Here is a 23,218-nt window from a genome sequence, read left to right as displayed (position 1 = left end):
CATGAGCCTGCAATCGCCCATCCCGCCCGTCGCCCAGAATTCCGAACTGGTGGATTTCTGGAACGAAATCCTCGCCCCGAAATTCGTGCGCTTCCGCCATGTCCTCGTCGGCGGCCTCTCGCGCCACTCCGAGGCCGTTCTTCCGGTGCTGCGCGTGCCCGCCGGCGGTCGTGTGCTCGATGTGGGTTGCGGCTTTGGCGACACCGCGATCCAGCTTGCCCGGACCGCCCGTGAGGTCGTCGGCGTGGATTGCTGCGAGGCTTTCCTCGACTGCGCCCGCGACGAGGTTCGTAGCGCTCGCGCCGACAACGTCCGCCTCATCGCGGGGGATGTGGAGCGGGGCCTGAACGAGGGGCAATTCGACTTCGTCTTCTCGCGCTTCGGCACGATGTTCTTCGCCAATCCGGTGGCCGGTCTGCGGGCGATGCGCGCCTGCCTCGCCCCCGGTGGGACGCTGGCGCATATCGTCTGGCGCGCTCGGTCCGATAACCCCTGGGTGTTCGACGCGCTTGAGACTGTCCGCGAGTTCCTGCCCGCCCCCGACGCTACTGCGCGCAGCTGTGGCCCCGGCCCCTTCTCGATGGCCGATGAAGAGACCACGCGGGCACAGATGCAGGCCGCCGGGTTTCGCGACATCGAATTTCAGCGGATCGACGCGAAGGTTCTGGTGGGGCGCGATATCGCCGATGCCGTCGCCTTCCAGCTGGCCATCGGCCCGGCGGGCGAGACCTTCCGCGCCGCGGGTGCCTTGGCCGAGGAACGTCGCCCCCAGATCGAGGCCGCGCTGGCCGCGCATTTCCGCACCATCGCGGAACGCAACGGCGGGCTGTGGATGGACAGCTCCTCGTGGCTGATCACCGCGCGATGACATTCCGGCCCATCCCGGGCCCGAACCGATGCACCGACAGCATCACCCAACCCTGAACCAAACCTTGAAAGGAAAGACCATGACCTACGCAGATCCCAAACTCGTCAACAACGGCGTCAACACCGAGGCCCTGATCGGCGCGCGTGGCGCGTTCGAGCAGATGCCGGCCGCTGCCAGCTTCACCTTCCGCAGCGCCTGCGACTGGGTCGAAGGCACCTACAACCGCAACGTGATCGGCGGCTTCTTCGGACTTGGCGAGGAACAGACGCGCCGCCGCACCTTCTCGATCGAATCCGATCACCCGGCGGTCTTCGCTGCCGCCGACCGCGCGCCGACCCCGCCCGAGATCGTGCTTGCCGCGCTTGCAAGCTGCCTGACCGGCGGTCTGGCCGCCGTGGCTCAGCATCGCGGCATCCAGCTGCGCTCGGCCCGCGCCATCGTCGAGGGCGATATCGACGTGCAGGGTATCCTCGGGATGGACCCCGAGATCCGCAACGGCTTTTCGGCCATCCGCGTCAAGTTCGAGATCGACGCCGATGCAACCGAGGCCGAGATCGCGGCGCTGGTGGCGCAATCGCAAAAGCGCTCGGCCGTGTTCGACATCCTCACCAACCCGACGCTGGTCGAAGTCAGCGTCGCGTGAGCCGACAGCTCCGAAAGGATAGTGCCATGAAACAGATCGACACCCTTGTCATCGGCGCCGGTCAGGCGGGTCTGGCCATGAGCCACTGCCTTTCGGAGCGCTCGGTCCCCCATGTGCTGATTGAACGCGGCGAGGTTGCGAATTCCTGGCGGAACGAGCGTTGGGACAGCCTGCGCCTGCTGACCCCGAACTGGCAAAGCCGCCTGCCCGGCTTTGCCTATCGCGGCGCCGACCCGGACGGGTTCATGACCATGCCCGAGGTTGTCAATTTTCTCGAAAGCTACGCGGCCCATTGCGCCGCCCCGATCGAGGCCCGCACCACGGTGACCTCGGTCACGCAAGAGGGCGCGCGCTATCGTGTGGCCACCGATCGCGGAGAGTGGGTCTGCCGTAACCTGGTTCTGGCCAGCGGCGCCTGCAACCGCCCGAACCTGCCCGCATGGGCAAACGAATTGCCGGGTGAGATCACCCAGATCAGCCCGCTTCAGTATCGCACTCCCGCGCAACTTCCCCCGGGCGGAGTGCTGGTGGTGGGCGCCTCGGCCAGCGGTGACCAGATCGCGGCCGAGCTGCGCGCCGCCGAACGGCCGGTCACGCTGAGCGCCGGGCACCATGTGCGGATGCCGCGCCATTACCGAGGGCGCGACATCCAGTGGTGGTTTGAACACAGCGGCCTTCTGGGCATGACCGCGCAGGAGGTGGATGATATTACCCGCGCCCGTGCCGTGCCCTCGCTGCAACTGGTCGGCGATAGCGGGGCGCGGTTTCTAGACCTCAACGCATTGCAGGCGCAGGGTGTCGAGATCGTCGGCCGCCTTGCCGCGCATCGCGGAGGGCAGGTGCTGTTCTCGGGCGGGCTCGCCAATGCGGCGGCGCTTTCTGACCTCAAGATGAACCGCGCGCTGGATGAGTTCGATGCATGGGCCGCGCGCTCGGGTCTGCCTGGCCTTCCGCCGCCCGAGCGGTTCGCGCCGACGCAGGTGCCCGCGCGGCCCCGGCTGTCGCTGGATCTGCCCGGCGCTGTTTCGACCATTGTATGGGCAACCGGATTCCGGCCCGATTTCAGCTGGCTTCACCTGCCCGTTTTCGATCGCAAGGGACGTCTGGCCCATGACAATGGGATCGTAGCGCCCGGTCTTTACGTGCTGGGGCTGCCCTTCCTGCGGACGCGCAAATCCGCGCTGATCGACGGGGTGGGGGCCGACGCGATGGCGCTGGCCGACCACATCCTGCAAGCCAATGGCCGCAAGGCCGCCTGAGAAGAAAGGGAAGACCATGAGCGATCTGACAATCGATACCCGTGACGAACGTATCCGCGCCGCGCAAACCGCCGTGATCGCGCGCATGTCCGCCGACCTGAGCGCCGCGCGCAGCACCATCGTCACCTCGGGCCGGGTCGAGGAGGGGCTGACCTGCAATGTCGCGCAGGGCAAGTTCCGCGCGACCCTCGATCTGGGGCCGGGCATGGGCGGCGATGCGGCCGGCCCCTCGCCCGGTTTTCACGCCCGCGCGGCCATCGTGGGATGCGTCGCCATCGCAATCAAGATGTTCGCCGCACGCGAGGGTGTGCGGCTTGAAGCCGTTGATGTCCTGATCGAGACAGATTTCGACGATGCTGCGCTGATGGAACTCGGCACCGGCTCGGCCGCCCCGGTCGAGACCCGCCTCCAGATCGCCGTGCAGTCCCCCGCCAGCCCGGGGGTCGTGCAGCAGATCGTCGATCGTGCGCTTGCGGCCGACCCGTGGTTTCTGGCCCTGCGCGATCCGCAGATCGTGAAAACCTCGCTGAGCGTTCAACCGGCTCCTTAGGGGCGGCCCGATCAGTTCACCGCCGGTTGCGGCGCGTAAAGATAGTAGTCGAAGTGATCACCGGACGCCGCCAGGCGATAGGTCGCAAAGACGGCCTCCCAGGCCGGGTCTTCGGCCATGAAGGCAAGCCAGTCGAAACCTGGTCGGTCGAAGAAGCGTGATTGCTTGTCGATGATTAGCAATTCGGGATCGTTGAGGGTGACATCCTCAATGTTATCGGAGCGATTGCGCGCTACGATTTCGGTCAGCTTGGCGCAGACCGCGGCCTCAGTCTTGCAATCAAGGTCGCGCAGACGATTGACTGCCCCGGGAACCAGCCAACTGACCGGGTAGCGACTGACCCAGTCGGCACCAATCTCAAACGCGGCGGCTGGTCCGACATCTAGATGCGTTGTTAGCGCCATGATGCTGTCGAACTCGCTCCAGGCAAGATCGACCTTGGTGATCTCGGTCAGGGCGCGGTTGTTGTAAAAGCCCCTCTTATAAAGCCCGGCCATCGGAACAAGCGGCAGGGCGCAGACCGCGATGGTCACAAGCGTCTTGTAGCTGACGGACGCCAGTATCCACGCATAGGCAATCAACAGAAATGCCAGAAACGGGATCTTATGGTAGCCAAAGCCGGTGCCCTGAAGCAGGTAGCTCGCCGCGCCGGCGAAGCACAACACGATCAAGAGCCCGACCGCGGGATTGGTCCGCACGGTCAAGCGCGCGACAAGCACGACGATAAGAAGGGCAAGTGCCTCGTTTCGGAAGTTGAAGGCGACATAGACGAGGGGGGCGCCATAGGCCCCATAGACCTCACGCGCGATCGGGACGATTTCTTGCAGATATGCGGGATGAAGAAGTGCAACGATCGCGACATAGGCCGAGCCCAGCACAAGAAAGGTTATGTTGCCGGCGGAAAGGATGGGCCGTAACGAGCGCTGCCGCACGATCTCAAACAGGGTCGCGGTGAACGGAAACAGGATGAAATGTGGCTTGAGGCAGATGCCAAAAGCAGCGAAGGCCGCGCGGGCGATCTGTGGCCCACGGGCCTGCGGCTGCGGCGCGATCTGGCCAAGCACCCAGGGCATCATCAGGATGACCAGCATCTGGTCGCGCTGCCCCATGTTGTTCAAGGCGGGCAGTATCATCGCGGCGGCCATGCCGATCATCAGGAAGGCGCGCGGGCGCGCTGTCATCCCAAGCCCGGCCTTGAGAATCGAGCCGCTCCACGACAGGCTGACGAAGATCAGCAGTGCCAGCCACAGATACTGGCCGTTGGTGTCGCTCAGCCCCAGCAGATCGGCCAGCGCGAGCGGCGGGACAGTGAGGTAGAAGTTGAGCGGCGGGTTTACCTCGATCAGATCGACGTAAAGCTGAGCGCCCGCGAGCCATTTGCGGGTCGCCAGCAGATACCAGGCGGTGTCGTGGTTGATCATCCGGCCCCAGAACAGCGCCAGCATTCCCAGTGCGAGGGCCGCAGAGAGTGCGAGATCCTGCACGTCGATCTGTTCGCGGTTTGCGCGACCGGTGAAGACCCAAAGACGCAGGGTGACAAAGGTCATCAGCGGCACAAGCACCGCGACCGCCGCCATGGCGATACCAAAGCCCGCCCCCAGCCTTGTGTCGATCAGCCAGACCGTCGTGCTGCTGGTGGCAAGACCGATCAGCGCGATCGTGACGAAGCGAACGAATTGCGGCGCGTGGCGCAGGTCGGCATCAAAGGTGATCCGCGCATGACCGATGTAGGATATGAGCAGTGCAGCGCAGAAGCCGCCGAAATTCGCTTGCAACGGCGGTAGCGCCAGCGGGCCTTGCAGGGCCATCGCCATCAGCACATGTACAAGCGTGGCGATCCCGCCGACGCCGCCGAACCGGATGAGCTGGCCCACCATCCGCCTCAGGCCTTTTCCAGAACGGCCGCCAGCGACAGGCCCACCGGCAGGCGAATACGTCCAAGCAAGCGGCGCTCGAACCCGAAAACGCGGGTGAGCAGGCTGTTGAGCATTGGGGCCGGCAGCCGGTCATCGGGCGTATCGCTACCCGTCAAGCGCTTGAGCGCTCGCGCGGCGACGGCCAGCGGGAAGAGGAACATGTTGAAATAGCTGCTGTAGGAGACCTTGAGCCCGGCCTCCCGCGCCGCCTGTTCAAGGCTTGCCCGCGTGTAGCGCCGGAAATGGTGGTGCCGCTCGTCATGCTTGGACCACAGGAAGGGGAAGGCCGGAACCGTCACAAGGATCTTGCCTTGCGTGTTCAGCAATCCCGCCAGCGCGCTGAGCGAGGCGGTGTCGGCCTCCACATGCTCGAGCACGTCGAACAATCCGATCAGGTCGTAGCGCCGATCCTCGAAGGGCAACTCCTGCGGCAGCGCACCGAAGCGGATGTCGAGGCCGGATTTCTCGGTCGCGTGCTGGCGTGCCATCTCGTCATACTCGAAGGCGTCGACATGGCCGAACTGCCTGAGCATCGAAAGATTGCCGCCGCTGCCGCAGCCGGCCTCAAGGATGGACTTGTCGGTTCCGCCCCCCAGTTCGCGCCGGATCAGTGTGGCGATGATTGCGCGGCGCGCGGTGAACCACCAGTGGCGCGCCTCAAGCTCGTTCATACGGTCGTAAACGCTGCGATCCATATCAGTCGTCCGTTCCTGCGGCGGGGTGTTGCGAGCGCACGATGTAAAGCGGCCGCTGGCGCACCTCGGTATATATCCGTCCGACATACTCGCCGATGATCCCCAGGGCGAACATGTTCAGCCCGCCGAAGATCAGGATCAGTACCGCGGTCGAGGCGTAGCCCGGAACGTCGATCCCGAAGAAAAGCGTCCGGACAATGAGGAAGGTCGAGTAGAGCAGCGACACCAGCGCCATCGCCATGCCGATATAGGTCCAGATTCGCAGCGGCATGGTCGAGGAGGCGAAGATCCCGTCGAGCGCAAGTCTCCACAATTTCCAGTAAGACCATTGCGACGACCCGGCCGCGCGGGCCGGGCGATCGTAGGTTACCTCGTCAGTCTCGAAGCCGACCCAGGAGAACACCGCCTTGTTGCAGCGCGACCGCTCGCCCAACTGGCAGATCGCTTGAACGACTTCGCGGTCGAGCAGGCGGAAATCGCCCACACCGCGCGGAATCGGGCGCTCGGCCAGTGCGTTGAAGATGCGATAGAAGGCGCGCGCAGTGACGGACTTGACGATATTGTCGCCATCACGCCGCGCGCGGCGCGCATTCACGATCCGCGCGCCCTCCTCCCATTTCTTGAGCATCGCGCCGATCACCTCGGGCGGGTCTTGCAGATCGACGTCGAGCGGGATCACCGCATCGCCCCGGGCATGGTTCAGGCCTGCGACCAGCGCAGCCTCCTTGCCGAAATTGCGCGACAGGTTGATCAGGCCGATGTCGTCACGCTCCGCCGCAGCGGCAAGAATGATGCGCTCGGTCTTGTCGCGGCTGCCATCGTTCACGAAGAGGATGTCGAAGGCAAAACGCGGCCCCAGAGATTGCAGGATCGGGGAGGTGTGCGCAAGAAAAGCAGCGATGCTTTCCTCTTCGTTATAGACCGGAACGACCAGCGTCACGCGGCGCGTCATGGTCGGAACGGCGGCGGTAACCGGGTCCGCAGTCTGGGGAAGTATCTTTGACTTAATGCTCATGGGCGGAACGATGCCCTCAGTGTGACTATTGCTTTCCCGAGTCATTGGACGTTCTCACCGCGGCGAAAATAAGGCGAATACGCGATGATTGGTGAAAAATTGGCAATAGTGTAGCCCTAAGCGCCCCGATTATCCCGCCGGGGGTGCTCTCCGGCCGCGCAGGGCGGCCGGAGGGGCTTTATCAGCGACCAAGCGCGATCCAGGTGGTCTTCAACTCGGCATATTTATCCAGCGCATGAAGCGACTTGTCGCGCCCGATGCCGGATTGCTTGAAGCCGCCGAAGGGCACCGTCATGTCGTCGCAATCGTAGCAGTTCACATAGACCAGACCCGCCCGGATCCCGCGCGAGACGTGATGCGCGGTGCTCAGATCATCGGTCCAGACCGCCGAGGCGAGGCCGTAGCAGCTGTCATTGGCAACCTTGATCGCCTCATCGACCGAATCCACCGGGATGACCGAAAGCATCGGCCCGAAGATCTCCTGCTGCGCCACGCGCATCTCATTGCGGACATTGTCGAAGATCGTCGGCGCGACATAGCAGCCGCCGGTCTCGGCGCGCTCGCGCGTGCCGCCAAGACGTAGGTCGGCGCCGTCCTCGCGGGCGGTATCCACAAAGCCCAGAACCCGTTCGGTGTGGCGATGATCGACCAGCGCGCCCATCGTGGTGGCCGGATCAAGCGGATCGCCCGGCACGAACTCGGCGGCGGTCTTGGTCAGCACCTCGACCACCTCGTCATGCACGGCGCGCTCGACGATCAGGCGGCTCGGGCAGGTGCACATCTCACCCTGGTTGAAAAAGGCCGAGCGCGCCGAGGTCTGCGCCGCATGCGCCGTGTCGCGGTAGCTCTTGAGAATGATGTTGGGGCTCTTGCCGCCCAGTTCCAGCCCGATCTTCTTGAGGTTCGACTGCGCGGCATATTCCATGAAATACTTGCCGACCTGGGTCGAACCGGTGAAGAACAGCCCGTCGACATCCATGTGCAGGCCAAGCGCGCGGCCGACCTCGGGGCCAAGGCCGGTGACCACGTTGAACACACCGGGCGGCACGCCTGCCTCAAGCGCCAACTCCCCCAACCGCAGTGCGGTGAGCGAGCTTTGCTCGGCTGGTTTCAGCACCACCGAGTTGCCCATGGCAAGCGCGGGCGCGACCTTCCAGGCAGCCATCAGCATCGGGAAGTTCCACGGCACCACGGCGGCGACGACGCCGAGCGGTTCCTTGGTCACCAGCGCCAGCGTGTTGGCGGCGGTGGGGGCGACCTCGTCATAGATCTTGTCGATCGCCTCGCCATACCAGTCGAAGCAATTCGAGGTGGCGCGCACGTCGATCGAGGTGCTGTCCGAGATCGGCTTGCCCATGTCGAGTGTCTCAAGCAGCGCCAACTCGTCGCGATGGGCGCGAATCAGATCGGCCAGGCGGCGCAGAACAGCCTTGCGCTCGGCAGGGGCGCGGCCCGACCAGACACCCGCCTCGAAAGTGCGGCGCGCCGAGGCCACGGCAAGATCGACATCCTGCGCGCCCATCAGCGCCACATCGGTCAGCAGGCGACCGTCGATCGGGCTGATCGATGCAAATGTTTCTTCCGAAAGCGATGCGACGCGCTTGCCGTCGATCAGGCCGCGGCCGTCGATCTGAAGGGATGCGGCGCGGTTGTGCCAGTCTTCGCGGGTCATGAGGGGCGTCCGTTTTCCTGAGAGAGATATACCTTATAAGCAAATGCTATCACATTTTGTCAAACGGAATCCGAAATCTTCCCGCTGGAAGCCGGAAGCTGCCTGCGGATTCGCGCCCGAGGGAGGGGTGAGGGGGCTTAGCTGGCGATATCCATCTGCAGGTTGCGCAGCATCTGGCGGCCGGAACGGATCGAGCCGTCGCGGATATCGCTCTCGATGGCGGCACAAAGCGCGATTACGTCACGCGCGCGCATGGCGGCCAGCATCTCCTTGTGCCGGTCCACCACATTGATCGAGTCGATGTTCTCGATCACCTGCCGCTGGAAGGGGCCAAGCTGGAGCCAGATGCTCTCGATCAGGGGCATCACCGCCTGATCGGGGTTGAGGCAGTAGAGCCGCTTGTGAAAATCCTGGTTCATCCGGGTCAGCGCATCAAGATCGCGTTTCGCGATGGCGCTATCCATCTGATCGTCCAGTTCTTTCAGATTTTCAATAACAATATCAGAGATATACGGCATTGCCCGTTCAGCCGCGTGGATCTCGAGCGCGATACGCAACTGCACCAGTTCCTCGAACCGGCCAAGCGTCATTTCGGGGACGCGCAGCCGCCGGTTGCCCAGAACCTCGATCGCATTCTCGGTGCTTAGCCGCCGGACGGCTTCGCGAATGGGGGTAGGGCTTAGCTGGAATTGCTCAGCGAGACCGCGGAAGGTCAGCGCCGTTCCGGGCCGCAGAGCGCCCACCATCACCGCGTTGCGCAGCCGGTAATAGGCATAGTCCTGGGTCGTCATACCGTCGGCGCGGGGAATTTCAGGCAGCGGGCAGTGGTTCATGGGGCGGTGGCTCGGACGCTTTGTGTGGCTGTCCCTAGCATGACTTTGTTTCGCAGTTGACTCAAGGGCTGAAATCTATCACAACAATCCAAACGCTATCACAAAATGCTCAGGGAGCCTTATCATGCAGACCGTGGACGCGACAGCCTGGCTGGCCGAACGCCCGGAAATCGAGACGATCTTTGCCTGTATCTGTGACCTCAACGGGGTCATGCGGGGCAAGCGCGTCCCCGCCGATCAGGCGGAGAAGATCACCAGTGGCGGGCTGCGGATGCCGCTGTCGCTTCTGGGGATGGATATCTGGGGCGAGGACATCGAGGGCAACGAACTGGTCTGGGATACGGGTGATGCCGACGGGCTGTGCGATTTCACCGGCCGCCCGCTGAGCCCGGTTGACTGGACCTCGCGCCCTGCTGCCTTCGCGCAGCTCTGGATGCGCACCGAGAACGGCGAGCCCTTCCCGGGCGACCCGCGCCGCGCGCTGGCCAATGTCGTCGAGCGGTTCCGCAAGCACGGCCTGACCCCTGTCGTCGCGACCGAGCTGGAGTTCTACGTCGTCGATCCCTCGGGTCGCACGCCGCAGCCGCCGTGCTCGCCGGTGACCGGCAAGCGCCTGGATTCGGATGGCGCGCTTTCGCTTGATGAGCTTCAGCATTTCGACGCCTTCCTGAACGAGGTCTATGACGCCTGTGCCGCGCAGGGCATCCCGGCCGATGCCGCGATCTCGGAAAACGGCGCGGGTCAGTTCGAGATCAACCTGCTGCACGTGGATGATCCGCTGAAGGCCGCCGACGATGCGGTGCTGTTCAAGCGCCTTGTGCGCGGCATCGCCCGCAAGCACGGTTTCGCCGCGACCTTCATGGCAAAGCCCTATGGCGACCGCGCCGGTTCGGGGATGCATGTCCATTTCTCGCTGATCGATGACGAGGGCCGCAATGTCTTCGACAACGGCGGTGACGAGGGCACCGAGCTGCTGCGTCACGCCGTGGCCGGCCTGATCCGCACCATGCAGGAAAACACGCTGGTCTTCGCGCCGCATGAAAACTCGTTCCGCCGGTTGCTTCCGGGCTCGCATGCGCCGTCCTCGGTCGCATGGGGCTATGAGAACCGCACCGTCGCGATCCGCATTCCGGGTGGCAGCCCGAAGGCCCGCCGGATCGAGCATCGCGTTGCCGGTGCCGATGCCAACCCCTATCTCGTGCTTGCCTCGATTCTGGGCGGCGCGCTTCTGGGTATCGAGGGCCAGTGGGAACCGCCGGCGCCGATCCTCGGCGACGCCTATTCGCAGACGCTTGAAACCCTGCCGCCCGACTGGGCCTCGGCCATTGAGGCTTTCGACAAGGGTCAGCATATCGAGCAGATCTACTCGAAGCGGCTCAAGCGCATGTTCATCCAGTGCAAGCTGCAGGAACTGCGCCGCTTCACCCGCCATGTAACCGATTTCGAATACCACTCCTATCTGGAGGCCGTGTGATGAACGCAATGACCTCGATGCAAAAGCACCCCTATGCGGGCACCGGCGCGCATACCGGCAGCTACTATGCGGCCTCGGCCAACCCCGCCCCGCTGCGCCCCGCGCTGCAGGGCATCCATGAAACCGATATCTGCGTCGTTGGCGCGGGCTATTCGGGGCTTTCGACCGCGCTGCACCTGCTTGAAAAGGGCTACAAGGTCACCGTGATCGAAGGCGCGCGGATCGGCTGGGGCGCCTCGGGGCGCAATGGCGGGCAGATCGTCAACGGGCTGAACGCCAGCCTCGACACGATCGAGCGTCGCTACGGCAAGGACACCTCGACCTTCGTCGCGGGGCTCGTGACCGAGGGCGGCGATATCATCCGCGAGCGCATCGCCACCTATGACATCAAATGCGACCTCAAGCATGGCAACGTATTCGCGGGCCTGACCGCCAAGCACATGCGCGAGATCGAGGATCGCTGGAAGCTCTGGCGCTCTTACGGCATCGAAAGCCAGGAGATGCTGAGCGCCGAGCAGATGCGCGAGCATGTGAATTCCGACGTCTACGTGGGCGGGATGATCGACCACAAGGGCGGCCATATCCATCCGCTGAACCTCGCGCTGGGCGAGGCCGCGGCGATCGAAAAACTGGGTGGCACGATCTTCGAAATGTCGCCGGTGACCTCGGTCGAGACGGAAGGCCCGCGCCCCTCGGTCAAGACGGCAAACGGCAAGATCGTTGCCAAGACGCTGGTGCTGTGTGGCAATGCCTATCTCGGCCATGTCGTGCCGACGCTGGAATGGCGCGTCATGCCGGTCTCGACGCAGGTGATGGCGACGAAGCCGCTTGGTGAAAAACTGGCGCGCGAGCTGATGCCCTCGGACGTCTGCATCGAGGACGTGCGTTATATCCTCGACTACTACCGCTTCTCGGCCGACAACCGCCTGCTGTTCGGCGGCGGCACGGTTTATGGCGGGGCTGACCCCAAGGACATCAAGGCGAAGCTGTGGAAGAACCTCAACAAGGTCTTCCCGCAACTGGCCGGGACCGAGATCGACTATGCCTGGTCGGGCAACTTCGCGCTGTCGTTCTCGCGCGTGCCGCAGATGGGGCGGATTGGCCAGAACACCTATTTCGCGCATGGCTACTCGGGCCATGGCGTCACCGGCTCGCACACCTTCGGGCGCATCCTGTCCGAGGCGATCAATGGCGATCTGACGCGGTTCGACACCTTCGCCAAGCTGCCGTGGATCCCGTTCCCCGGCGGGCGGATGTTCCGCGTGCCTTACTCGGTCATCGGCTCGTGGTGGTATGCCGCGCGCGATCGTCTGGGCATCTGAGCCGCAGCGTTTTCACAGGGAGATCACGAAATGAAAAACCTCATGGCCGCTGGCGTGGCCGTGCTTGCTTCGGCAGGCGTGGCGGCAGCAGAAGAAGCCGTTCTGAACATCTACAACTGGTCGGACTATATCGCGGAAGACACGATCGCGAATTTCGAGGCCGAGACCGGGATCAAGGTCAACTATGACGTCTTCGACAGCAACGAGGTCGTTGAGGCCAAGATGCTGACCGGCTCGACCAATTACGACATCGTCGTGCCCTCGCTTGAGTTCATGGCGCGTCAGGCACAGGCCGGCGTGTTCCAGGAGATCGACCGCGCGCAGATCGCCAACTACGGCAATCTCGATCCCAAGGTGCTTGAGATCATCGCTGCCAACGATCCGGGCAATGCCTATGGCGTGCCCTACATGATGTACACCGTCGGTCTGGGCTACAACCGCGACAAGGTGGCCGAGCGTCTTGGCTCGGAAGAGATCGACAGCTGGTCGGCGCTTTTCGACCCTGCGCAAGCGGAAAAGCTGCAAGATTGTGGGATCGCCCTGCTCGACTCGCCCTCCGAGATGACGGCGGCGGCGCTGAACTACCTTGGCCTCGACCCGACCTCGGAAAAGGCCGATGACCTTGAGGCCGCGACCGAGCTGATGAAGGGCGTGCGCCCGTTCATCCGCTATTTCCACTCGTCGCAATACATCAACGATCTGGCGAATGGCGACATCTGCCTTGCCGTCGGTTACTCGGGCGACATCCTGCAAGCACGTGACCGCGCCGACGAGGCCGGGCAGGGCGTGCGCGTGGCCTATGAGATCCCGAACGAGGGCGCTCTGGTGGGCTTCGACATGCTGGTGATCCCCTCGGATGCGCCGCATCCGGAGAACGCGCACAAGTTCGTCGATTATTTCCTGCGCCCCGAGGTTTCGGCCGCCATCACCAACTACGTCTACTACGCCAACGCCAACCAGAAGGCGACCAAGCTGGTGGACGAGGCGGTCCGCAACGACCCCGGCATCTACCCGGCGCCCGAGGTCATGGCCAAGATGTACTCGGCCAAGCCGCACAGCCAGCGCTACGATCGTTCGCTGACCCGCGCCTGGACCTCGCTCAAGACCGGACAATGATCGGATCGGCCACCCCCGCCGTGGGGTGGCCTTTGCATTTCTGACAGGGAAAGAAAATGACCGAAGCAACCTCGGCCCGCGCGCTCAAGCCGTGGGAGGATCCGAATGCCAAGCCGTTCTTGCAGATCCGCAACGTCACCAAGAAGTTCGGCGCTTTCACGGCGGTGAACGATGTCTCGCTCGATATCTACCAGGGCGAGTTGTTCTGCCTTCTGGGCGGGTCGGGCTGCGGCAAGTCCACGCTGCTGCGGATGCTGGCGGGGTTCGAGATGCCGACCTCGGGCCAGATCCTGATCGACGGCGAGGATATGTCGGGCGTGCCGCCGCACAAGCGCGACACCAACATGATGTTCCAGTCCTACGCGCTCTTTCCGCATATGAGCGTGGAGAAGAACATCGCCTATGGCCTCAAGCGCGACGGCGTGCCGCGCGCCGAGATCGCGACCCGCGTGACAGAGATGCTCTCGCTCGTGCAGCTTGACGGGCTGGCCGCGCGCAAGCCGCACCAGCTTTCGGGCGGTCAGCGTCAGCGCGTGGCGCTGGCGCGCTCGCTGATCAAGCGCCCGAAACTGCTGATGCTCGACGAGCCGCTCGGCGCGCTCGACAAGAAGCTGCGCGAAGAAACGCAGCGCGAGCTGATCAAGATCCAGGAAACGCTTGGCGTGACCTTCGTTGTCGTGACCCACGACCAGGAAGAGGCGATGACCCTTTCCTCGCGCCTGGGCGTGATGACCGCAGGGCAGATCGTTCAGATCGGCACGCCGCATGACGTCTATGAATATCCCAATACGCGCTTTGTCGCGGATTTCATCGGCTCGGTGAATATCTTCGAGGGCAAGATCGCCGAGGATGCCGACGATCACGTAGTGATCCGCTCGGGCGATACCGCCAGCGATATCCTTGTTTCGCACGGGATCAGCGGCGTGAAGGGCCAGTCGGTCGCCGTGGCACTGCGCCCCGAGAAGATCGCGATTGAACGCACCCTGCCTGAAAGCCTGCCCAACCGGCTGGCAGCCACGGTGGATGACGTCTCCTACATGGGGAACCTGTCGGTCTTCCACGTCACCCTGCCAACCGGCAAGCAGGTCAAGGTCAGCCAGACCAACCGCCGCCGTTCGGCGGACGATGCGATCCGCGCTGGCGAGGCGGTGCAGATCGGATGGGACGGCGCGGCAAGCGTCGTGGTGACGGCATGACAGCGCGCGGCCTGTTTGAATGGGTCGGCGCGAAGGGACGGGCCTTCGTGGTCGCGGCGCCCCTCGCGTGGCTCACGCTGTTCTTCCTGCTGCCCTTCGTGGTGCTGGCCAAGATCTCGCTGTCGGAATCGGCCATCGCGCGCCCGCCCTACCTGCCGATCTGGGAATGGGCCGAGGGCGTGCTGAACGTCTCGCTCAACTTCGGCAATTACCTCTTCCTGGCCGAAGACCCGCTTTACCTGATGGCCTATCTCGGCTCGCTAAAGATCGCGGCGGCCGCGACGGTGATCACGCTCCTGATCGGCTACCCGATGGCCTATGTCATCGCGCGCGCACCGCAGCATCGCCGGAATATTCTGCTGATGCTGGTCGTGCTGCCGTTCTGGACGTCGTTCCTGCTGCGCGTCTATGCGTGGATCGGCATTCTCAAGGGCAATGGCGTGATCAACAACGTGCTGATGTCGATGGGCGTGATCAATGAGCCGCTGGTGCTGCTGCAAACCGATTTCGCGGTCTATCTGGGCATCGTCTATAGCTACCTGCCCTTCATGATCCTGCCGCTTTACGCGACGCTGGTGAAACTCGACGAGGCGCTGCTGGAAGCCTCGGCCGATCTGGGCGCGCGGCCCTTCGTGACTTTCCTGACGGTGACCCTGCCGCTTTCCGTTCCGGGGATCATCGCGGGCTCGCTTCTGGTCTTCATCCCGGCGGTGGGCGAGTTCGTCATCCCTGCGCTGCTCGGCGGCCCCGATACGCTGATGATCGGTTCGGTGCTGTGGAATGAGTTCTTCTCGAACCGAGACTGGCCGGTGGCCTCGGCGGTGGCGATTGTCATGCTGGTGGTGCTGGTAATGCCGATCGCCATTCTGCAACGCACCCAGTCGGGCAAAGAGGAGGCAAACTGATGCGTCGCTCTTTCAGTCTTCGCCTTTCGGCCTTCCTGGGGTTCGTGTTCCTCTATGCGCCGATCCTGTCGCTGATCATCTTCAGCTTCAACGCATCCAAGCTGGTGACGGTCTGGGGTGGGTTCTCGACCAAGTGGTATGCCGCGCTGCTGCAAGATCAGCAGATCCTCGACGCCGCCTGGGTCAGCCTCAAGGTCGCGCTGATGTCGGCCACCATAGCCACCGTGATCGGCACGCTGGCCTCCTACGCGCTGGCCCGGTTCGGCCGCTTCCCGGCGCGCATGATGCTAAGCGGGGCGGTGACTGCTCCGCTGGTGATGCCCGAGGTGATCATCGGCCTGTCGCTGCTGCTGCTGTTCGTGGCGCTTGAATCGCTGGTTGGCTGGCCCGCCGGGCGCGGGGTGGACACCATCGTGATCGCCCATGCCACCTTTGGCGCGGCCTATGCGACGGTGGTGCTTGGCTCGCGGATGGGGTCGCTCGACCGTTCGATCGAGGAAGCCGCGCAGGATCTGGGCGCGCGCCCGATCCGGGTCTTCTTCGACGTGACGCTGCCTGCACTGGCGCCCGCGCTGATCTCGGCCTGGCTTCTTGTCTTCACGATCAGCCTTGATGACCTTGTCGTGGCCAGCTTCGTGACCGGGCCGGGCGCCTCGACCTTGCCGATGGTGATCTTCTCGAAAGTGCGTCTTGGGGTCAGCCCCGAGGTGAACGCGCTGGCGACGCTGATCATCGTGTCGATTTCGGCGGTAATCCTGATCGCCGCCTGGCAGATGCAGAAAAGCGAAGCCCAATCGCATTGATCTATCCGGAGCGGGCCGCCCCGCTCCGGTCCTTTCGGAGACATCATGAAGATCGGTATCCTACAGACCGGCCGCTCGCCCGATGAGTTGCGCGACGCGTTCGGCGATTATGACAGCTTCTTTCACCGCCTTCTGGCGGGGCGGGGGTTCGAGTTTCAAACCTGGCCCGTGCTTGACGGCGTGCTGCCAAACGACCCCGGTGAAGCCGATTGCTGGCTGATCACCGGCTCGCGCTTTGGCGTCTATGAAGACCACGACTGGATCGCGCCGCTTGAGGCCTTCATCCGCTACTGCTTCGTCAAGGCGGTGCCGATGGTCGGCATCTGCTTTGGCCACCAGATCATCGCGCAGGCGATGGGCGGCCGGGTCGAGAAGTTCGACGGTGGCTGGGCGGTGGGTGCGGTCGATTACGCGACCGAAGATGGCGCAAGCGACAGCCTGCTGGCCTGGCATCAGGATCAGGTCACGGTGAAGCCCCGCGCCGCGCGGGTCATCGCGTCGAATGACTTTTGCGAGAATGCGGCGCTGGCCTATGGCGATCAGGCGCTGACCTTCCAGCCGCATCCCGAGTTCACCCCCGAGTTCACCCGCGCCCTGATCGAGGCACGCCGTGCGATCCTGCCCAACGACGTGGCGGATCGGGCTCTAAGCGGTCTGGGCGGGGCGCTGGCCACGGAAAAATACGCTCAGGCGATTGCCGATTTCTTCCAGCGCGATCACGCCGGAGCCTGTGGCAGAGTGTCCGAAACGCAGGGCGTCGCTTGATTTAATCAATCGTTTGATTATGATTTAGGCATGACCGATCATGCCCAATCAGCTCCACGCCCCGATGGCACCGCGCTCGCCCTGATTGAGGCGGGTGTCGCGCTGTTCGGCCGTCAGGGCTTTGCCGCCACCTCGACGCGCGAAATCGCCGCCAAGGCGGGCGCCAATGTCGCCTCGATTGCCTATTACTTCGGCAGCAAGAATGGGTTGCGAGAGGCCTGCGCGCGCGAATTCATTCACCGTGTCGGTGGTGTAATGGCCGATCCGCCGCAGCTGCCCGACCTGAGCCCGCAGCAGGCTGCCGAAGTTCTGCGTCGCACGATCCGCAAGATGGTGGGCTTTGTTCTGGGTAGTGACGCTGCGCGCGATCTGGTGGCCTTCGCCCTGCGTGAGATCACCGAGGAGACCGAGGCTGCCGATATTATCTACCGCGATCTGATCATGCCGACCCATGCGCGGATCTGCGCGCTCTGGGGTCTCGCCAGCGGTCAGCCCGCCGAATCCGAGGCCGTGCGCCTGCGCGTTTTCAGCTTCATCGGGCAAGTGCTCTATTTCCGCCTTGCCGGCCCCGTCGTCACGCGCCGCATGGGCTGGCCGGGCTATGGCCCCGAGGCTGTCGACCAAGTCGCCGATGTGATTGTCGGGAATTTCAACGCCATGCTGCGCGAAACCGAAAGGAATTGACGATGGACATCTGCTCGGTCCCGATCCTCTCGGCGCTGATCGGCGCCTGTGCGGCAGCCAGCCCGCTTGGCACAGGTTATGTCGAGGGCGACTACGTTCTGCTGGCACCGATTGCCACGGCGCAGGTCGAAAGCCTGGAGGTGGCGCGGGGCGAGCGTTTCGCTGCGGGTGAAGTTCTGGCCCGGCAAGAGCGGCGCGATGCCGAATTGTCGGTCGCGCGGGCCGCAGCCACGCTGGCTCAGGCGGAAAGCCAGTTGAGCAACCTGCGTTTGGGCCGCCGCCCGGAAGAGATCCAGGTGATCGAGGCCTCGCTGGCCTCGGCCATGGCGCAACTGGCCGACTTCGAGCGCCAGCTTGCGCGGCTGAGCACGCTTGCAGCCCGTGGCGCCGCGAGCGAGGCACAGCGCGAGGATGCGGAAACCGCGGTTTCGGTCGCCCGTGCCAGTGTTGCGCAGATCGAGGCCAATCTGGCCGTGGCGCGCCTGCCCGCCCGCCCCGAGGAGATCGCCGCGGCCGAGGCGGCGGTGCAGGCCGCGCGCGCCGATCTCGACAAGGCGGGCTGGATGCTGGCCAAACGCGATCTGACTGCCCCGGCCGATGGCGTCGTCTCGGATATTCTGCGAATGCCGGGCGAGATGGCTGGCCCTTCGGCGCCGGTCCTGTCGCTCTTGTCCGATGGCGCGGTCAAGCTGCGCCTCTATGTTCCCGAAGGCGAGATCGCCGCGCTGTCCACCGGCATGCGCCTTGCCGTGCAGTGCGATGGTTGCGCCGAGGGGCTGAGCGCCCGGATCAGCTATATCGCCGATGGCCCCGAGTTCACCCCGCCGGTGATCTACTCGCTGCAAAGCCGTCAGAAGCTCGTCTATCTGGTGGAGGCCCTGCCCGAGGGCGAGGCAAGCCTCAAGCCCGGGCAGATCGTCGATGTCTCGCTGGTCGGGGACGCGAAATGACCGGCGAACCCGCCATTGCCGTGACCGGTCTGGTCAAACGCTTTGGCGAGCGCACCGTGGTCGATCACGTCTCGATCGAGGTCGCGCGGGGCGAGATCGTGGGCTTTCTGGGGCCGAACGGCTCGGGCAAGACCACGACGATCCGGATGATGTGCGGCCTGCTGACGCCCGATGAGGGCGAGGGCCGCGTGTTGGGCCATGACATCTTGCACGATCAGCGCGCCATCAAGCGCGAGGTCGGCTATATGACGCAGAGGTTCAGCTTCTACGAAGACCTGACCATTGAAGAGAACCTGCAATTCGTCGCGGGCGTGTTCGACCTGCCGCGCGAGGCGGTGGCCTCGACCCTTGCCGATCTGGGGCTGACCAGCCGCAAGGGGCAGTTGGCCGGCTCGCTCTCGGGCGGATGGAAGCAGCGGCTGGCGCTGGCAGCCTGCATCATGCACCGCCCCAAGCTTCTGATGCTGGACGAACCCACCGCCGGGGTCGATCCAAAAGCCCGGCGCGAGTTCTGGGACGAGATTCACCAGCGCGCCGCCGAAGGGCTGACCGTCCTTGTCTCGACCCATTACATGGACGAGGCCGAGCGTTGCCACCGCATCAATTACATCTCCTATGGCAAGCTGATCACCCAGGGCACCGTGGCCGAGGTGGTGCGCGACGCGGGCCTGACTACGATGGTGCTCGAAGGCCCCCGCATCGCCGAGGCGCAGCGCATGTTGCGCAGCATGCACGGGGTCGAGCAGGTCGCGCCCTATGGCAACAGCCTGCATGTCATCGGCCGCGACGGCCCTGCCGTGCGCAAGGCCGCCCAGACCGCCGCCGAGGCCACGCAGTCGAAACTGCTCGAGGCCGAGACGAGCCTTGAGGATGTCTTCATCCAGCTGATGGGTGCATCGCAGGATAATATGCAATGAGCACGTTCTTCTCCTGGCAGCGGCTGCGCACGATCATCCGCAAGGAATCGATCCAGATGCGGCGTGATCGGATCACTTTCGCGATGATGCTGGGTGTGCCGCTGATGCAGCTGATGCTGTTTGGCTTTGCCATCAACAACGATCCCAAGGATCTGCCAGCCGCGCTCGTCGTGCCGGTGCAGGACCGCTACAGCCGCGCCATGGTCACGGCGCTTGAGCTGACGGGCTACTATCGCTTCACCCACCCTGCCGCCACGGCCGCCGAGGCCGAGGCGCTGATCGCGGCGGGCGATGTCAGCTTTGTCGTCACCATGCCTTCGGATTTCGGCCGCCGGTTCGAGCGCGGCGAGCATCCGCAGATCCTGATCGAGGCCGATGCGACCGACCCCGCCGTGGCCTCGGGCGCGATCAACACCATCGGCACCGTCGCCAACGAGGCGCTCTTGCGCGAGGCCCGCACCGAGGCCGCCATGGCCGAGAACCAGGCGACCAAGGTCGATGTGGTCATTCACCGCCGCTACAACCCCGAGGGGTTGACGCAATACAATATCGTACCCGGCCTTCTGGGCGTGATTTTGCAGATGACCATGGTGATGATGACCGCCATGGCCCTGACGCGCGAGACCGAGCGCGGCACGATGGAGAACCTGCTTTCGATGCCGGTGACTCCGATCGAGATCATGCTGGGCAAGGTACTGCCCTTCTTCGTGGTGGGGGCGGTGCAGGTGGTGGTGGTTCTCGTCGCCGCGCGCCTTATCTTCGGCGTGCCCTTCGCGGGCAGCATTTGGTTGCTTCTGCTTGGCGTCTTCGTCTTCGTGATGGCGCTGGTTGTGCTGGGCTATGTATTCTCGACGCTTGCGCGCACGCAGATGCAGGCGATGCAGCTGACGTTCTTCTACTTCCTGCCGTCGATCCTGCTGTCGGGCTTCATGTTTCCCTTCAGCGGGATGCCCACCTGGGCGCGCTGGATCGGTGAGACCCTGCCGTTGACGCATTTCCTGCGGCTGATCCGGGGCGTAATGCTCAAAGGCGCCGATCTGGCGGCCATCGCCTCGCCGCTCCTGGCGCTGACCGGCTTTGCCATCGGTTTCACCCTGCTGGCGCTGAGCCGGTTCCGCCAGACGCTGGACTGACCCGCCTTAGCGGATCATCAGCACCGGCACCTTGCACGAGCGCACCATCGCCGTCGAGGTCGAGCCGATGATCAGGTTGCGGATCCGCGAATGGCCATAGGCGCCCATCACCAGCATGTCGAAGCCCTCGTCATCGACCAGCTTGCCAAGCGCGGTATCGGGCTGGCCGGAGACGACGCGGGTCTGCGCCTCGATCCCCGCCGCGCGCAGCAGCGCTGCCGCATTGGCTAGACCCTTCTCGATGGCGGGCGTGGCGCTGCCCACGGTAACCACGGTCACATCCAGCCCCGCGCAAAGCGGCGAGCGCGCCAGATGATCCACCGCCTTCATCGCCGAGGTGCCGCCATCATAGGCCACCAGCACCTTCTGGATCGGCTTGAACGCGCGCGAGGCCACCAGCACCGGCCGCGACGCCGTGCGCACGAGCCGCTCCATGTTCGAGCCCAGATGGTCGATGGCGAAATCCGCCGCCTCGCCGCGCTTGCCGATCAGGATCAGGCGGGCGTCGCCCTCGCGCTCACTCAGCGATTCGACCAGATCGCCATTGCGCAACTGGACCGAGACATCCTCGACACCCGCGCTGCGCACCATCTCTTGCGCGTCCTCCAGGATCGCGCGTCCGCGATGCGCAACCAGCTTGGCGCGCTGCTCATCAAGCGAGGCAAGTTCCGACATCAGCGCCGAGCGCGCGCCGAGCTTGATCTGGCCCGACAGGTCGGTGTTTTGCGGGGCATCGCGGCGGCCCAGAACGTGCAGGATTTCAACCCCGCAGCCCAGACGTTCGGCCGCCCAGGCGGCATGTTCGCAGACGCTGGCCGAGTAGATCGAGCCGTCCACGAAAGCGATGATCTTGTCCGTCATGGGGCTGCTCCTTAGTGCGCCATAAGCTTGTCGGCCGCGCCGGGTTTATCGTGAATCGCCAGCTTGTCCAGAATGGTTTCCGAGGCCTCGTTCAGACCCGTTACCTCTACTTCGGCACCATCGCGGCGGAATTTCAAGACCGCCATATCAAGCGCCTGCACCGATGAGATATCCCAGATATGCGCGCGGCTGACGTCGATGGTCACGCGCTCCAGCGCCTCGCGGAAATCGAAGGCGCGCATGAACTCCTCGACCGAGGCGTAGAACATCTGGCCCTCGACGTGATAGGTGCGGTGGCGCCCGTCGGGCGTCACGCTTGAAGTCACGCGGAAAAGCTGCGCGATCTTGGCGGCGAAGAAAATTCCCGACAAAAGCACGCCCACCAGCACGCCGATGCCAAGGTTATGCGTCCAGACCACGGTCACCACCGTGGCCAGCATCACGACAGACGAGCTGCGCGGATGGGTTTTGAGTTGCCCGATCGACGACCAGGAGAAGGTGCCGACCGAGACCATGATCATGATGGCCACCAGCGCGGGCATCGGGATCTGGCTGACCCACTCGCCAAGTACCACGCAAAAGACCAAGAGCATGACGCCGGCGGTAAAGGTCGAAAGCCGCCCGCGACCGCCAGATTTCACGTTGATCATCGACTGTCCGATCATGGCGCAGCCCGCCATGCCGCCGATGAAACCGGTGCCGAAGTTGGCAAGGCCCTGCCCGATGCACTCCATGTTCCGGTCCGAGGGCGTGTCGGTCAGATCGTCCACCAGGTTCTGCGTCATCAGGCTTTCGAGTAGACCCACGACCGCGACGGCGACCGAATAGGGGAAGATGATCCGCAACGTCTCGAAGTTCAGCGGCACATCGGGCAGCAGGAACATCGGCAGCGTGTCGGGCAGCGCGCCCATGTCGCCCACGGTGCGAACGTTCCAGCCAAAGGCAATCGCGCAGATCGTCAGCACGACAATGGCCACCAGTGGCGAGGGCACGGCGCGCGTCAGGCGCGGGAAGAGGTAGATGATCGCCAGCGCCGCCACGACCAGCGGATAGGTCAGGACGGGGACGTTGCGCGGGTCCAATTCGGGCAGTTGCGCCATGAAGATCAGGATGGCGAGCGCATTCACGAACCCCGTCATCACCGATTTCGAGACGTATTTCATCACGAAACCAAGCCGCAGCAGACCCGCTCCGACTTGGAGGATGCCGGTCAGGATCGTCGCGGCCAGCAGGTATTCCAGCCCGTGATCGCGCACCAGCGTGACCATCAGCACCGCCGTTGCCGCCGTCGCCGCCGAGATCATCCCGGGCCGCCCGCCGGTGATCGCGGTGATCACGGCAATCGAGAAGCTGGCGTAAAGACCCACTTTCGGGTCAACGCCCGCGATGATCGAAAAAGCGATGGCCTCGGGGATCAGCGCCAGCGCCACGACTAGGCCCGAAAGCACGTCGGCGCGGATGTTCGAGGTCCATTGGCGGCGGTAGGTGTCGATGGAAAAGCCCAAATTCTGTCCCTTGCCGTTTCCCGGGGAAACGGTCTGCATCTCTGTCCTGTCAGGTTGACCGGCCGGGGGAGGCGGGGCCGGAGGTTCGCGCCCCGCTTACCCTTTGGGGCGCCAAAAGCCAAGCCAGCAAGCAAAA

Annotated in this window: 22 protein-coding genes; 15 read left to right on the top strand and 7 right to left on the bottom strand. The window is 64.2% G+C overall.

Annotation, left to right across the window (positions count from 1 at the left end):
- The first annotated feature begins 1 nt into the window (after position 1).
- From KTQ37_RS08510 to KTQ37_RS08495, 4 genes are all read left to right on the top strand, one after another.
- A complete protein-coding gene (locus tag KTQ37_RS08510; protein ID WP_218630082.1) occupies positions 2-868 on the top strand; it encodes a class I SAM-dependent methyltransferase in 867 nt (288 codons plus the stop codon).
- 79 nt (positions 869-947) lie between these two features.
- Positions 948-1,511: an OsmC family protein gene (locus tag KTQ37_RS08505; RefSeq protein WP_218630081.1), complete on the top strand. Its 564-nt coding sequence runs from the start codon at positions 948-950 to the stop codon at positions 1,509-1,511.
- 26 nt (positions 1,512-1,537) lie between these two features.
- Positions 1,538-2,770 (top strand): NAD(P)-binding domain-containing protein, encoded by a 1,233-nt coding sequence (locus tag KTQ37_RS08500; RefSeq protein ID WP_218630080.1) that lies wholly within the window; start codon positions 1,538-1,540, stop codon positions 2,768-2,770.
- 16 nt (positions 2,771-2,786) lie between these two features.
- Positions 2,787-3,320, top strand: coding sequence for an OsmC family protein (locus tag KTQ37_RS08495; RefSeq protein ID WP_218630079.1), 534 nt, complete (start codon positions 2,787-2,789; stop codon positions 3,318-3,320).
- 11 nt (positions 3,321-3,331) lie between these two features.
- Here KTQ37_RS08495 and KTQ37_RS08490 read toward each other — a convergent pair whose 3' ends face one another.
- The 5 genes from KTQ37_RS08490 to KTQ37_RS08470 form a co-directional block, all read right to left on the bottom strand.
- Positions 3,332-5,197 (bottom strand): GtrA family protein, encoded by a 1,866-nt coding sequence (locus tag KTQ37_RS08490; protein ID WP_218630078.1) that lies wholly within the window; start codon positions 5,195-5,197, stop codon positions 3,332-3,334.
- Positions 5,198-5,202: 5 nt separating this feature from the next.
- Positions 5,203-5,931, bottom strand: coding sequence for a class I SAM-dependent methyltransferase (locus KTQ37_RS08485; protein WP_218630077.1), 729 nt, complete (start codon positions 5,929-5,931; stop codon positions 5,203-5,205).
- 1 nt (position 5,932) lies between these two features.
- Entirely contained in the window at positions 5,933-6,946 is a 1,014-nt protein-coding gene (locus tag KTQ37_RS08480) for a glycosyltransferase family 2 protein (protein WP_236021139.1), read from the bottom strand.
- A 181-nt stretch (positions 6,947-7,127) separates the two neighbouring features.
- On the bottom strand, positions 7,128-8,618 hold the full coding sequence (locus KTQ37_RS08475; RefSeq protein WP_218630076.1) for an aldehyde dehydrogenase: 1,491 nt from the start codon (positions 8,616-8,618) through the stop codon (positions 7,128-7,130).
- A 137-nt stretch (positions 8,619-8,755) separates the two neighbouring features.
- A complete protein-coding gene (locus tag KTQ37_RS08470; protein ID WP_236021138.1) occupies positions 8,756-9,409 on the bottom strand; it encodes a GntR family transcriptional regulator in 654 nt (217 codons plus the stop codon).
- Positions 9,410-9,575: 166 nt separating this feature from the next.
- On the opposite strand from KTQ37_RS08470, the gene KTQ37_RS08465 reads away from it, so the two are divergent.
- The 11 genes from KTQ37_RS08465 to KTQ37_RS08415 are packed head-to-tail and all read left to right on the top strand — an operon-like array spanning position 9,576 to position 20,716.
- Positions 9,576-10,925 carry a glutamine synthetase family protein gene (locus KTQ37_RS08465; protein WP_218630074.1) on the top strand — a complete coding sequence of 450 codons (1,350 nt, stop codon included), beginning with the start codon at positions 9,576-9,578 and terminating at the stop codon, positions 10,923-10,925.
- Complete coding sequence (locus tag KTQ37_RS08460; protein ID WP_328799704.1) at positions 10,925-12,247, top strand: NAD(P)/FAD-dependent oxidoreductase; 1,323 nt, start codon at positions 10,925-10,927, stop codon at positions 12,245-12,247. The genes KTQ37_RS08465 and KTQ37_RS08460 overlap by 1 nt, the downstream gene beginning before the upstream one ends.
- A 30-nt stretch (positions 12,248-12,277) precedes the next feature.
- Positions 12,278-13,363, top strand: a complete 1,086-nt coding sequence (locus tag KTQ37_RS08455; protein ID WP_218630073.1) for a polyamine ABC transporter substrate-binding protein — start codon at positions 12,278-12,280, stop codon at positions 13,361-13,363.
- A 56-nt stretch (positions 13,364-13,419) separates the two neighbouring features.
- Entirely contained in the window at positions 13,420-14,559 is a 1,140-nt protein-coding gene (locus KTQ37_RS08450) for an ABC transporter ATP-binding protein (RefSeq protein WP_218630072.1), read from the top strand.
- Complete coding sequence (locus tag KTQ37_RS08445) at positions 14,556-15,464, top strand: ABC transporter permease subunit (protein WP_218630071.1); 909 nt, start codon at positions 14,556-14,558, stop codon at positions 15,462-15,464. Before KTQ37_RS08450 ends, KTQ37_RS08445 begins: the two co-directional genes overlap by 4 nt.
- Positions 15,464-16,267, top strand: coding sequence for an ABC transporter permease subunit (locus tag KTQ37_RS08440; protein ID WP_218630070.1), 804 nt, complete (start codon positions 15,464-15,466; stop codon positions 16,265-16,267). Before KTQ37_RS08445 ends, KTQ37_RS08440 begins: the two co-directional genes overlap by 1 nt.
- A 45-nt stretch (positions 16,268-16,312) precedes the next feature.
- Positions 16,313-17,032 (top strand): type 1 glutamine amidotransferase, encoded by a 720-nt coding sequence (locus KTQ37_RS08435; protein WP_218630069.1) that lies wholly within the window; start codon positions 16,313-16,315, stop codon positions 17,030-17,032.
- Between the two features lie 30 nt (positions 17,033-17,062).
- A complete protein-coding gene (locus KTQ37_RS08430; RefSeq protein WP_218630068.1) occupies positions 17,063-17,716 on the top strand; it encodes a CerR family C-terminal domain-containing protein in 654 nt (217 codons plus the stop codon).
- A 2-nt stretch (positions 17,717-17,718) separates the two neighbouring features.
- On the top strand, positions 17,719-18,666 hold the full coding sequence (locus KTQ37_RS08425; RefSeq protein WP_328799703.1) for an HlyD family secretion protein: 948 nt from the start codon (positions 17,719-17,721) through the stop codon (positions 18,664-18,666).
- Positions 18,663-19,583: an ABC transporter ATP-binding protein gene (locus KTQ37_RS08420; protein ID WP_218630066.1), complete on the top strand. Its 921-nt coding sequence runs from the start codon at positions 18,663-18,665 to the stop codon at positions 19,581-19,583. Before KTQ37_RS08425 ends, KTQ37_RS08420 begins: the two co-directional genes overlap by 4 nt.
- The gene (locus tag KTQ37_RS08415) at positions 19,580-20,716 is read left to right on the top strand and encodes an ABC transporter permease (RefSeq protein WP_218630065.1); all 1,137 of its coding nucleotides are present in this window, start codon (positions 19,580-19,582) and stop codon (positions 20,714-20,716) included. The genes KTQ37_RS08420 and KTQ37_RS08415 overlap by 4 nt, the downstream gene beginning before the upstream one ends.
- 6 nt (positions 20,717-20,722) lie before the next feature.
- On the opposite strand, the gene KTQ37_RS08410 is transcribed toward KTQ37_RS08415, so the two are convergent.
- Positions 20,723-21,577, bottom strand: coding sequence for a universal stress protein (locus KTQ37_RS08410; RefSeq protein WP_218630064.1), 855 nt, complete (start codon positions 21,575-21,577; stop codon positions 20,723-20,725).
- An 11-nt stretch (positions 21,578-21,588) separates the two neighbouring features.
- On the bottom strand, positions 21,589-23,121 hold the full coding sequence (locus KTQ37_RS08405) for a SulP family inorganic anion transporter (protein ID WP_218630063.1): 1,533 nt from the start codon (positions 23,119-23,121) through the stop codon (positions 21,589-21,591).
- Between the last annotated feature and the right edge of the window lie 97 nt (positions 23,122-23,218).

The sequence above is a fragment of the Sedimentimonas flavescens genome (genome assembly GCF_019264375.1).
GTDB classification, from domain to species: Bacteria; Pseudomonadota; Alphaproteobacteria; order Rhodobacterales; family Rhodobacteraceae; genus Rhodobacter; species Rhodobacter flavescens.
Note: the sequence above shows the minus strand (reverse complement) of the source record. Positions and strands in the feature narration are given on the sequence as shown.

Bases quoted from the DNA above. Each gene is read 5' to 3' on its own strand.
- KTQ37_RS08460 (WP_328799704.1), top strand. From the start codon at position 10,925: ATGAACGCAATGACCTCGATGCAAAAGCACCCCTATGCGGGCACCGGC.
- KTQ37_RS08410 (WP_218630064.1), bottom strand. From the start codon at position 21,577: ATGACGGACAAGATCATCGCTTTCGTGGACGGCTCGATCTACTCGGCC.
- KTQ37_RS08505 (WP_218630081.1), top strand. From the start codon at position 948: ATGACCTACGCAGATCCCAAACTCGTCAACAACGGCGTCAACACCGAG.
- KTQ37_RS08450 (WP_218630072.1), top strand. From the start codon at position 13,420: ATGACCGAAGCAACCTCGGCCCGCGCGCTCAAGCCGTGGGAGGATCCG.
- KTQ37_RS08480 (WP_236021139.1), bottom strand. From the start codon at position 6,946: ATGAGCATTAAGTCAAAGATACTTCCCCAGACTGCGGACCCGGTTACC.
- KTQ37_RS08415 (WP_218630065.1), top strand. From the start codon at position 19,580: ATGAGCACGTTCTTCTCCTGGCAGCGGCTGCGCACGATCATCCGCAAG.
- KTQ37_RS08490 (WP_218630078.1), bottom strand. From the start codon at position 5,197: ATGGTGGGCCAGCTCATCCGGTTCGGCGGCGTCGGCGGGATCGCCACG.
- KTQ37_RS08435 (WP_218630069.1), top strand. From the start codon at position 16,313: ATGAAGATCGGTATCCTACAGACCGGCCGCTCGCCCGATGAGTTGCGC.
- KTQ37_RS08485 (WP_218630077.1), bottom strand. From the start codon at position 5,931: ATGGATCGCAGCGTTTACGACCGTATGAACGAGCTTGAGGCGCGCCAC.
- KTQ37_RS08465 (WP_218630074.1), top strand. From the start codon at position 9,576: ATGCAGACCGTGGACGCGACAGCCTGGCTGGCCGAACGCCCGGAAATC.
- KTQ37_RS08405 (WP_218630063.1), bottom strand. From the start codon at position 23,121: ATGCAGACCGTTTCCCCGGGAAACGGCAAGGGACAGAATTTGGGCTTT.
- KTQ37_RS08430 (WP_218630068.1), top strand. From the start codon at position 17,063: ATGACCGATCATGCCCAATCAGCTCCACGCCCCGATGGCACCGCGCTC.
- KTQ37_RS08500 (WP_218630080.1), top strand. From the start codon at position 1,538: ATGAAACAGATCGACACCCTTGTCATCGGCGCCGGTCAGGCGGGTCTG.
- KTQ37_RS08425 (WP_328799703.1), top strand. From the start codon at position 17,719: ATGGACATCTGCTCGGTCCCGATCCTCTCGGCGCTGATCGGCGCCTGT.
- KTQ37_RS08475 (WP_218630076.1), bottom strand. From the start codon at position 8,618: ATGACCCGCGAAGACTGGCACAACCGCGCCGCATCCCTTCAGATCGAC.
- KTQ37_RS08510 (WP_218630082.1), top strand. From the start codon at position 2: ATGAGCCTGCAATCGCCCATCCCGCCCGTCGCCCAGAATTCCGAACTG.
- KTQ37_RS08470 (WP_236021138.1), bottom strand. From the start codon at position 9,409: ATGACGACCCAGGACTATGCCTATTACCGGCTGCGCAACGCGGTGATG.
- KTQ37_RS08420 (WP_218630066.1), top strand. From the start codon at position 18,663: ATGACCGGCGAACCCGCCATTGCCGTGACCGGTCTGGTCAAACGCTTT.
- KTQ37_RS08445 (WP_218630071.1), top strand. From the start codon at position 14,556: ATGACAGCGCGCGGCCTGTTTGAATGGGTCGGCGCGAAGGGACGGGCC.
- KTQ37_RS08440 (WP_218630070.1), top strand. From the start codon at position 15,464: ATGCGTCGCTCTTTCAGTCTTCGCCTTTCGGCCTTCCTGGGGTTCGTG.
- KTQ37_RS08455 (WP_218630073.1), top strand. From the start codon at position 12,278: ATGAAAAACCTCATGGCCGCTGGCGTGGCCGTGCTTGCTTCGGCAGGC.
- KTQ37_RS08495 (WP_218630079.1), top strand. From the start codon at position 2,787: ATGAGCGATCTGACAATCGATACCCGTGACGAACGTATCCGCGCCGCG.